This is a genomic window from Bacillus sp. FSL K6-1003 (assembly GCF_037964945.1).
In the GTDB taxonomy this organism is placed as follows: Bacteria; Bacillota; Bacilli; order Bacillales; family Bacillaceae; genus Bacillus; species Bacillus mojavensis.
The window spans coordinates 1,779,477-1,780,314 of sequence record NZ_CP150176.1 but is presented as its reverse complement, the minus strand read 5'-3'; the positions used below and the strand labels follow the sequence as shown (position 1 = coordinate 1,780,314).

Here is an 838-nt window from a genome sequence, read left to right as displayed (position 1 = left end):
AGAGCTGCCTCCATTTCACCTGCACATTTTTATGTATCACACGACGATCATTTTTATTTTCAATTAATTGCCATACAAACCTGTGATTCTCGTTTTGACTTCGTCTTGATGAAATGTTTTCTCATGCATAACGAGCTCCTGTTCTATCACGCTGGGAAGCTGCTCGCGAAGCGGCGAAACCAAGTGGTCTTTTAGTGTAATTAAGGAGTTTCTCGGTTTTTCCGCCAGCTCACGCGCCAGCTCCACAGAATACTCCAAAACTTCAGATCGAGGGAGGACTTTAAAGGGTATTCCTCTTTTTTCGAGATCGGCTCCCCTGTAATTGCCTGCATTCATTAATAACTCCTGCGCCAAGCTGAACCCGAGTTTTTGGGGAACGATAAAAGTAGCTCCCATACCCGGTGTAAACCCGTATTTCATAAAATTAGTGGTATACACGCTCTCCCTGCTCAGAATAACAAAATCAGCAAAGAGCCCCATGACAAAGCCGCCCCCAATTCCGTGACCCTGCATGGCAGCAATGACGGGAATTCTGCAATCAAGTGCCAGAGAATAGAGATTGTCATCAGTAAACTTGGTGATTCCTTTCTGGATTCTCAGCAAACCTTCTTGTGTTCCGCCTGAAGCAAAATAATTGTCGTATCCCGTTAAAATCACTGCTTTATAGCTTTGTTGATTGCGAATGAATTCGAACGCTTGAATTAATCCGTCTGTGAGTTCTTGCGAAAACGCGTTTTTATGAGCACGGTCATGCATCTTGACCTGAATAATAGCGGGCTCGATTTCAAAAAGCTCTACAACAGAATGCGTCATGATGTCCTCCTAACGGTTTCTGATT

The 838-nt window shown here is 43.9% G+C and carries 1 protein-coding gene; it reads right to left on the bottom strand.

The genetic code is table 11. From position 1 onward, the window contains the following. Window positions 1–63: 63 nt before the first annotated feature. Window positions 64–813: a polyketide synthase gene (locus NSU16_RS09190; protein ID WP_339192538.1), complete on the bottom strand. Its 750-nt coding sequence runs from the start codon at window positions 811–813 to the stop codon at window positions 64–66. Window positions 814–838 lie beyond the last annotated feature (25 nt).

Coding starts and splice junctions, on each gene's coding strand:
- NSU16_RS09190 (WP_339192538.1), bottom strand. CDS start 813: ATGACGCATTCTGTTGTAGAGCTTTTTGAAATCGAGCCCGCTATTATT.